Here is a 7834-nt window from a genome sequence, read left to right as displayed (position 1 = left end):
CGCCTCTGGGCCAGGCTCAAAGAGTGGCGCGCCATCGCCACCCGCTACGAGAAGACTGCCGTCAGCTTCATGGGCGTCCTCTCCCTCGCAGCCGCCCTCGATTGGCTCAAGCGATGACACGCCCTAGCCTGCTTGGCGGCTTGGTACTTCACGGAACAGTCCTTGGCGATAGCGCCAAAACCGGTGTGGCCAGCATGGTCACACCAAAGGCGAGCGACAGGACGGACAGTTCGAGGCGAGCCATAAGGGGTAGGTCTCCAGACCGAATCAAGCGCGGCCGACAGTGATCCAAGATGGCCCGGCACCGCCTATTCGACAACCTGCTCACTCGGTTGCAGCACACACGGGAGTGCCAGGGGCAGGGTAAGGTTGCTGGTTCCTCAGCAGCCCCATCAGCTTATACCAACCCTTGTTGATCAGAACCCATGGGTCCATCGGCGCATTCCGATGGACATGATGCGCCAGGGCTGGGCGACGATCTTGTTCCAGGCGTCGCAGCAGTGGTCGAGGATGTCGGCGTAGGATTGGAAGATCCGGTTGCCGAGCCAGTTCTCTCGCATGAACTGCCAGAGGTTCTCGACCGGGTTGAGTTCGGGCGAACGAGTTGGAAGAGGGAGCAGGGTGATGTTGCCTGGAACGCGCAGCTTCTTCGTGGTGTGCCAGCCAGCCTGATCGAGCAGGAGGACAGCGTGGGCGCCGGGCGCGACGGTTGCGGAGATTTCTTCAAGGTGATGGGCCATGGCCGACGTGGTGCAACGGGGCATGACCAGGCCCGCGCCGACGCCTCGGGCCGGGCAGATTGCCCCAAAGATGTAGGCTGACTGCGTGCGCTGATCCTTGGGAGCCGAGGGGCGCGTTCCGCGTGCTGCCCAACGCCGGGTCAGGGTGTTCTTCTGGCCGACCCGCGCCTCGTCGCAGAACCAGACCTCTACGGGTTTGCCGCCGACAGCCTGCCCGATCTGCGCCAGACGGTGGGGGAAGCTTTTATAAAAACAGCTGCGGCGTCCGGGTCCTGGGCGTGATGGCGCGGACGGGCTGAGAGCTTGCGGTAGCCCATCGCCCGCAAGACCCGGCTCAAGGTCTGCTCGGAGATCGACACGCTCTGATCCTCGACCAGGATCTGTGCCAGATCGCACAAGCGCCAGCGCACTACGCCATGAGCGGCGGACGTCGAACCTTGTTCGATTAGGGCCTTCAGGAAATCGCGCTGCCCGGCGTTCAGGCGCGGACGGGCACCAGGCGCCTTGCCGTCGATCAGCCCGTCCGGACCGGCCGCGTTGAAGGCCAACACCCAGTCACGCACCGTCTGCAACCCGACCCCGCCGATCTCGGCCGCCTCCAAGCGCGAGCCGCCCGCCGAGATCACCGATAGCGCCAACAGGAGGCGGATCTGGGCCGGATTGCGCGATACCTTGGCCAGAGCGCGCAAAGCTTCGGCACCATAATCCGATCGCAGTGGCACCGGAGCAGCCATTACATCCTCCTCAGGCTCCAAACCTGAAAAGTGAATCACGACCTGGATCGCGATGCTACCTCGCGTGAGTCATATTCAACGGGGCTTGGTATTAATCGTACAGGGCAGGAATTTCTGTAGAAGCGGGAATGCGGACAGGACGTAGTAATAGACCGTTGATGCAATCCCGATCCTTTGACTGTACTCCGGGTGGAACTCGACCTTGACGTCGAAACAGAAGTTTTCCGCGTCCCGGCGCAGCCGTTCGATCAGGATAACGTCCTCGTCGACCTGGGCGACGTGGCGCTTACTCTCGGTCCGGCGTTTGGCGCGGCCGTAGAGGATCGGCGGTGCAGACGGTTCGTAGAGCATCACGAGCCGCCCGCCCGGCTTGAGCACGCGATGCACCTGCCGCAGGACAGCCTCGTAGCGTAGGCCGATGATGAAGTGGTCGAAGGCCGCAAAGCAGAACACGAGATCGAAGCGGTTGTCGCTGAACGGTAACGACACGGCGGAGCAGGCCCACTTCTCATCGAGCCGTGCACCGATCAGGCCTTCATAGAGCTCGGATGTACGGATTGCATCCGTACTGAGATCGGTGGCGGCGAAGTGGGCTGTCGGAACCTGAGATTTCGCCATTACGCTGGCCCATCCGTGGCCCGCGCCTAGTTTGAGAACCTGATCGCCCGGTCGGATTTGCAGGCGATCCAGCAGGGACTGGAACGCGATCATGACCCGCGATTTGTAGATCACGTTCTCGAAGAGGTCAGCCTCGGGCCCCTCACCGCGATCCGTTGACCAGAACACGAGTTCTTTCTGGTCGCTGCTCGATAGCAGCGCTTCGTCGACGGCGATGTGAACGCCGCGATCTTCGGCAATGGTAGCTGCAGGAGGGCGTAACGGAGCTTCGGGTGACACGGGCGGCATCCAATCCTCGCAAGCTATCAAGTTCCCCGCGATGAACACCATCCTCGTTCCTATACGTTGGGACAGCCCTGAGAGGCGATAGAGCGGTGGTGTTTCAATCTGATATCTGAAGAGAGACAAAGGCGAGCTGTCATCAGATGTTCTCCGTAGGCGCTAGCGGATTTCGAGCTTAGACTCATGGAAAGCCCGCCGCAGCGGACGCCGGGCGGGCTTGTCTGACGAGTTCCCTGAGGTTGGATACGTTCATCCTAGTGGAAGGTTTCGCTTCGCTTCGCTGGCGCGGGGGCGCTCGTTGAGCGACAGTTCCATCCGAGATCGCAGGGGAAGCCGCGATGCGGATGGAGAAAACCGACCTGACGGACGAACTTGCTCCCGAGATCCGCGAGATCTGCGAGGGCTTCAATCAATTGTACGAACGCGCCTCACTGGCTGAGCAGATCGTCTGGCACCGCACGCGAGCTGTCCGGACCTGTCGGAACAACCGCAAGATCCTGAGGCTGCCAGGCGATCCAGCGCTTCAGGGCTATGCCGGCTCGGCGCTGCGGCGCGCGCAGATCCGGCTGCTCCGAATTCGGATATGGCGGGCGACCGGGGTGTATCCGGCTGAGGGGTAGTGCAGGTACGAAAAAGCCCGCCACGGCGGCTACCGGGCGGGCTGAGGTGATGTCAGGGCCAGAGGAACCCCTTCGATGGCTGGGTCGTAGCGCGGGCTGGTTAACGGAGAACGAAAGAGCCCCGCGCGGCGGATGCCGGCGGGGCTAAGTGCGACTTGGGTAGGAATGAGCGTGAAACGGAAGTGCCCCACGCCGTGGCCGTAAGCGATCGCTGTGCCACCGAGTGCGTGCCGGCTTACGCACCTACGCGCCGGTGGACGAGATCGATCGGCAGTTGGCCCGTCCCGACTTCGCGGCCCTGATCTATCCGGTCGTCACGCTGGAGCCGCCTTACGACAATACGGGCACTCGGCGGAACCTCTTCGGCGAGCAGCCGAAGCCCGAAGCGCGGACCGCCTGGTCGCTCCAGACACAGTTGCGTCCGGGCTGCCCGCCGCTCTTCCTCGTGCAGACCGACGACGATCCCGTGATCAGTCCGGAGAACAGCCGCATCCTCGACACGGTCTGTCGGCACATGAGCGTACCAGTCGAGTTCCACCGCTTCAGCAAGGGCGGCCATGGCTTCGGCATTGGGGAGCCTGACACACCCGCAAGTGTCTGGCCCACCCTGTGTCATGCGTGGCTCCAGACCCTCGACATGCTGGGTTGAAGGCTGAACGTCGCTTCCGGTGCGGCCGACCGGGGCGCTGATCTCACCTAGATCAGGGGCTCATCCGGACACCGCGATCCGCGCACGGCGCCTGGATATGTCAGGCCGGCGAACACCTTCAAGGATCATGCGGGGAGCGGGTTTTCGTGAAGTCCGCTGCAGCCAGGTTGCCTTTGGAGCAATTTTTGCAGTCCGTTCAACCTGAGATAATTTGTAAACGTCTAAGCTGCTATATAGGAACAGTAATAGTAATCTAGCCATATATATGACGCCACATGATTGAAACTTATGGAAAATTTCTTCTGGAGACTAACAGTGAAGCGACATGCGTCGCCATCATATCAACAAGTGCACGCGTCGAAGTAAGAAGGCGTGGCGGGCTACCAGCAGTCCGCCTTGGCATGAAGGCGACGTGCTATCTTGATGCAATCGGCGTGGTGCCTGGGCGGATAAGCGAAGTGAGTTCCGCTGGTTTCACTCTGCTCGTTGAAGCCAGTGCAGAGCGCAAAGCGAGGATCGACGATCGCCTCGCCTGGCTTCGTGCTCACGTCAACGACACGGCCGATCAGCGGAATGATCCCCGGATCGTACCCACCCGGCGCGCTGTGAGCGTCACGCTATCGAACGGTCAGACCGTCGGCGCAGAAATCGTTGATCTTTCGATGTCAGGCGTGGCCCTCGCGACGAGTGAACGACCTGATCCTGGTTCAGCCGTAACCGTCGGAAAGCGGTTCGCCACTGTCGTCCGACATACTGCCGACGGGATCGCTGTTCGTTTCAAGCTTCCATACAGCCCAACGACCTTCAATGAACAAGCGGTGCTGTGATGGGACATCCAGAGATCGAGCGCCGCAGTGCGCCGCGCAAGCGAGTTCTGAAGGCCGTCAAGATCATCTTCCCCAACGGGGCATCAGTGATGGACTGCACAGTCCGAAACGTCTCAGACGTGGGGGCAAAGCTCACCCTGCCGTCAGCAATCAGGGTGCTGGAGGCGTTCACGCTGCTGATCGATTCTGATGACGTTCAGCATACCTGCAGGATCGTGCGTCGGGAAAGCGCGGCAATCGGAGTTCAGTTCATTTCGAAACCATGGGATTTCGAAGTAAATTAGCCCTTCAGCGAAAGGCATCAGTTCAACTGCAAACTACCTCTTGGACTTGTCGTGAGACCGCTGAGGTGGGCATCGAGCTGATCGCGGATTTCTCTGGCCATCGCCAGATCGAGGCGTAGACGCGCAGCTACAATGGGATCAGGCTGCACGCTGCCATCCATGAGCACGGCCATCCGGTCCGTGAACAAATTGAGCGCGACGGTCTGCCCGTTTAGGACGATACTGACAGCGCCTGTAATATGCCGAACGGGAACTTCATCAGGATCGGGCGTGGCATCAATTGGCATCCCTTGAATTCCTATAAAACCGAGAAAATACAAGCGAGACTTCAGGTCCTACAATGCTCTGCGAGCCAGCCGGCGCACTCAAATAGCATTCGCAGAATTAGATATCAAAGTTAATGAAAAGTAAAAATATAGGTCAGGTTGCGCGCTTTCCGCTCGCCCCATGAAGTTTCTTCGATAAGCCGCCATCTCACATTGTGCTTGGCCGCCACAACAGCCCAGGCGTGCCCAATTATCCTAAACAGGATTGATGCTGGCGACCTTGCCCGACACCCGAGGCGACCGATCTCATTGTGGGCGCCGTCCCCAAGCGTCCCGGACAGGTCGCCCTGACCGACCTGCTCGACGAAGGTCATCACCCGCCCGAGCGGCCGGACGATCACGCGGTTGATGGCGATCCCGATGCCGATGCAAACGGTTCGCGGCCTTGTTCGAGGCGACGTACCAGGCCATCCTCGAACCGCGCGTGACGGTTCAGCCGAACCTGCAGTACGTCTTACATCCGGGGGGCAACATCCCGGATCCACGCGACGAACTTGGGCGAAGGATCAAGAACGCCACGGTCGTCGGCCTGCGGGCGACGCTGATCTACTGAGCGAGGTTCAACTTCATGCGGGCCATCGGAAATGCCCAACCGACCCCAGAGCGAACCTTATGAGTCTGAACGCTGTACGCAAACCGCTTATCAGACGTGCGCTAGAGACGGCTCTCCCGCCATATCGAGGTGAGGAATATTCGGCGCGGCGAACGCAAGCATGCGGTCCCCCTCGTTTGGGGCGGCACGCTCGTTGTCGACCGAAAGGAGTTCGACCACCCCGTCCGTCTTGATGATCAGCAGGTCGATCACGTCGGTCTGCGCACCCCCGTTCGTGGGGACGACTTCGAAACGCCAGCCGGCCTCGTGTCGCCCGGCCAGGGCATCGAAATCGATCTTGCCGTCACCGAGTACTTTGCCGCGGGTATCCCGGCTGACGCCCGTGTCCGCATGCAGGAGGTGGTCCGCCGACGGCGCGAGTTGGTAGACGCGCTCGCGGCCGATCTCGGGGGCAAGTCTGGTGCACACCAGCGCGTTGTAAAGTTCGTCCCGAGTCGCAGCGAGCATATGGTCCGGGGGGTGGTCGGCGAGACCTTCCTCGGCATGCCGCGACAGCAGCTCGGCCTGCAGCGTTGGCACACCCGCGTCACGGGCGGCCTGGAGCGCGCCGGGATAGGTGTCGATCAGTACCACCGGCACGCCCGCGCGATGCAGGGCGACGACCATGTCGCTCGCCCATGGGGACGCTCCGACGACGGCGAGCCGCTGGGTCTCGGCCGCGGTAGACAGGCTCAGTCGCCGGGCCAGCGGTCCCAGCGAGAAGCCGTGGAGGATGACCGTGGCCACGATGACCGCGAATACGGTGGGCTGGATCAGATCGCCGCCGGCGTAGCCCGCCTCGCTCAGACGGGGCCCGGCCAAACCTGCGACGGCAGCCGCGACGATGCCGCGGGGGCCGATCCAACCCACGAACAGGCGCTCCCGCCGCGACAGGTCGCTGCCCAGCGTCGCGAGCCAGATGGCGGCCGGGCGGACCGCGAACAGGACGGCGGCCGTAAGAGCGAGGATGGGCAGGGACAACTTGCCGAGGACGCCGAGGTCGAGGTCGGCGGTCAACACAACGAACAGGCACGACACCAGAAGCACGACAAGCGCCTCCTTGAACCGACGCAACTCGCCCAAGCCTGGCACATGGCGGTTCGCCAGGGCGATGCCGAACACGGTCGCGCCGATCAGCCCGGCCTCGTGCATGAGCAGGTTCGGTACGACGTAGGCAACGAGTGCGAGCGCGAGCAGCACCGGCGTCTTGAGCGTCTCCGGGACGAGATCCCGCCGGACCGCCCAGGCCACCAATATAGCGAAGCCAATGCCGAGGCCGCCCGCCACCAGCACGCCCTCGGCGAGGTGGATCGCCAGTGCGACCGCCGGGGTCTCGCCGGCACCGTGCGGCACGCCCACCAGGATCTCGATGACGACCGCCGTGAGGATCGCCCCGACCGGGTCGTTGACGATGGCCTCCCATTTCAGGAAGGCGGCGGATCGGCGCTCCAGGCGGGCGTGGCGCAGCAGCGGCAGGATCACGGTTGGTCCGGTCACGACGAGGATGGCGCCGAACACCGACGCGGGGCCCCACATCATCCCGCCGATGAGGTGCGCCGCGAGGGTGCCGAGGACGAAGTTGATGGGCAGCGCGAAGGCGGTGAGCCGGAGAACACCTTCGCCGGAAGCCCTGAGTTCGCGGAGGTCGAGCGCAAGGCCCCCCTCGAACACTACGATGGCGACCGCCAAGCCGATCAAGGGGCGCAGGTTCTCCCCGAAGTCGCGGGACGGGTGTAGCAAGCCGAGCACGGGTCCGACAAGGAACCCAAGCGCGAGCAGCAGCACGATGGCGGGGACGCGTAGGCGCGCGGCGAGCACCTGGGCGGCGATGCCACCGCCCACGATGCAAAGGACGGCTGTCGCCAAACCGTGTTCCATCCATCTCCCTCCGGGCAAACATGTCGTCGCGACCGGCCGACGCTTCACCGGTTGAGGGATCGGCACCTCCGCCGTCATGCGGGTCGGATCACATGCCCTACTACGGGTTGGAGCTTATGGGATTCCCGCCAAGGCCCCTGTCGCGGTCGCACCCCCGGCGTCGGTTTGGCGGTTATCGATTTTGCGCAGCTCGGTAGCAATGTCCTGCAGGCTGGTGTCGCCCTTGCGCAGCACCTGATCTGCCCCGGACAGACGGTCACGCTCGGCTGCGGTGACGTCGCGAG

Annotated in this window: 9 protein-coding genes and 1 pseudogene; 6 read left to right on the top strand and 4 right to left on the bottom strand. The window is 62.7% G+C overall.

The genetic code is table 11. The annotated features are described in order from the left end of the window. A pseudogene (locus FV227_RS27040) lies at nt 1-117 on the top strand (IS5/IS1182 family transposase); the annotation flags it as partial. Between the two features lie 299 nt (nt 118-416). Here FV227_RS27040 and FV227_RS27035 read toward each other — a convergent pair. Together FV227_RS27035 and FV227_RS27030 are read right to left on the bottom strand one after the other, a co-directional pair. Beyond that, nucleotides 417-1513 (bottom strand): IS630 family transposase gene (locus FV227_RS27035; RefSeq protein ID WP_147727797.1). Its coding sequence is split into 2 segments (ribosomal slippage): nt 417-988 and nt 988-1513, totalling 1098 coding nucleotides; the frame shifts between segments, so codons are not numbered across the junction. A 36-nt stretch (nt 1514-1549) separates the two neighbouring features. Next, nucleotides 1550-2422 carry a class I SAM-dependent methyltransferase gene (locus FV227_RS27030; RefSeq protein ID WP_147860330.1) on the bottom strand — a complete coding sequence of 291 codons (873 nt, stop codon included), beginning with the start codon at nt 2420-2422 and terminating at the stop codon, nt 1550-1552. 290 nt (nt 2423-2712) lie between these two features. Here FV227_RS27030 and FV227_RS27025 point away from each other — a divergent pair, with 290 nt between their 5' ends. The 4 genes from FV227_RS27025 (at nt 2713) to FV227_RS27010 (ending at nt 4754) form a co-directional block, all read left to right on the top strand. Continuing rightward, nucleotides 2713-2994: a hypothetical protein gene (locus tag FV227_RS27025; protein WP_147727799.1), complete on the top strand. Its 282-nt coding sequence runs from the start codon at nt 2713-2715 to the stop codon at nt 2992-2994. 253 nt (nt 2995-3247) lie between these two features. Next, entirely contained in the window at nt 3248-3643 is a 396-nt protein-coding gene (locus FV227_RS27020; protein WP_147727800.1) for a hypothetical protein, read from the top strand. 275 nt (nt 3644-3918) lie between these two features. After that, nucleotides 3919-4470 (top strand): PilZ domain-containing protein, encoded by a 552-nt coding sequence (locus FV227_RS27015; protein WP_147860329.1) that lies wholly within the window; start codon nt 3919-3921, stop codon nt 4468-4470. Next, nucleotides 4470-4754, top strand: coding sequence for a PilZ domain-containing protein (locus tag FV227_RS27010; protein WP_147727802.1), 285 nt, complete (start codon nt 4470-4472; stop codon nt 4752-4754). The genes FV227_RS27015 and FV227_RS27010 overlap by 1 nt, the downstream gene beginning before the upstream one ends. Nucleotides 4755-4771: 17 nt before the next feature. Here the strand turns inward: FV227_RS27010 and FV227_RS27005 are convergent, their stop codons facing one another. After that, entirely contained in the window at nt 4772-5074 is a 303-nt protein-coding gene (locus tag FV227_RS27005; RefSeq protein WP_147727803.1) for a hypothetical protein, read from the bottom strand. Between the two features lie 391 nt (nt 5075-5465). Between FV227_RS27005 and FV227_RS26995 the strand changes: the two genes are divergently transcribed. Then, the gene (locus FV227_RS26995; protein ID WP_147727805.1) at nt 5466-5633 is read left to right on the top strand and encodes a carbohydrate porin; all 168 of its coding nucleotides are present in this window, start codon (nt 5466-5468) and stop codon (nt 5631-5633) included. A gap of 90 nt (nt 5634-5723) precedes the next feature. On the opposite strand, the gene FV227_RS26990 is transcribed toward FV227_RS26995, so the two are convergent. After that, on the bottom strand, nt 5724-7550 hold the full coding sequence (locus tag FV227_RS26990) for a sodium:proton antiporter (protein ID WP_147860327.1): 1827 nt from the start codon (nt 7548-7550) through the stop codon (nt 5724-5726). Nucleotides 7551-7834 lie beyond the last annotated feature (284 nt).

This window comes from Methylobacterium sp. WL119, from assembly GCF_008039875.1.
Taxonomy (GTDB): Bacteria; Pseudomonadota; Alphaproteobacteria; order Rhizobiales; family Beijerinckiaceae; genus Methylobacterium.
This window is presented reverse-complemented; position numbering and strand designations above follow the sequence as displayed.

Excerpts from the sequence above, each read along its gene's own strand:
- FV227_RS27030 (WP_147860330.1), bottom strand. The coding sequence starts at position 2,422 with ATGGTGTTCATCGCGGGGAACTTGATAGCTTGCGAGGATTGGATGCCG.
- FV227_RS27025 (WP_147727799.1), top strand. The coding sequence starts at position 2,713 with ATGCGGATGGAGAAAACCGACCTGACGGACGAACTTGCTCCCGAGATC.
- FV227_RS27015 (WP_147860329.1), top strand. The coding sequence starts at position 3,919 with ATGATTGAAACTTATGGAAAATTTCTTCTGGAGACTAACAGTGAAGCG.
- FV227_RS27010 (WP_147727802.1), top strand. The coding sequence starts at position 4,470 with ATGGGACATCCAGAGATCGAGCGCCGCAGTGCGCCGCGCAAGCGAGTT.
- FV227_RS26990 (WP_147860327.1), bottom strand. The coding sequence starts at position 7,550 with ATGGAACACGGTTTGGCGACAGCCGTCCTTTGCATCGTGGGCGGTGGC.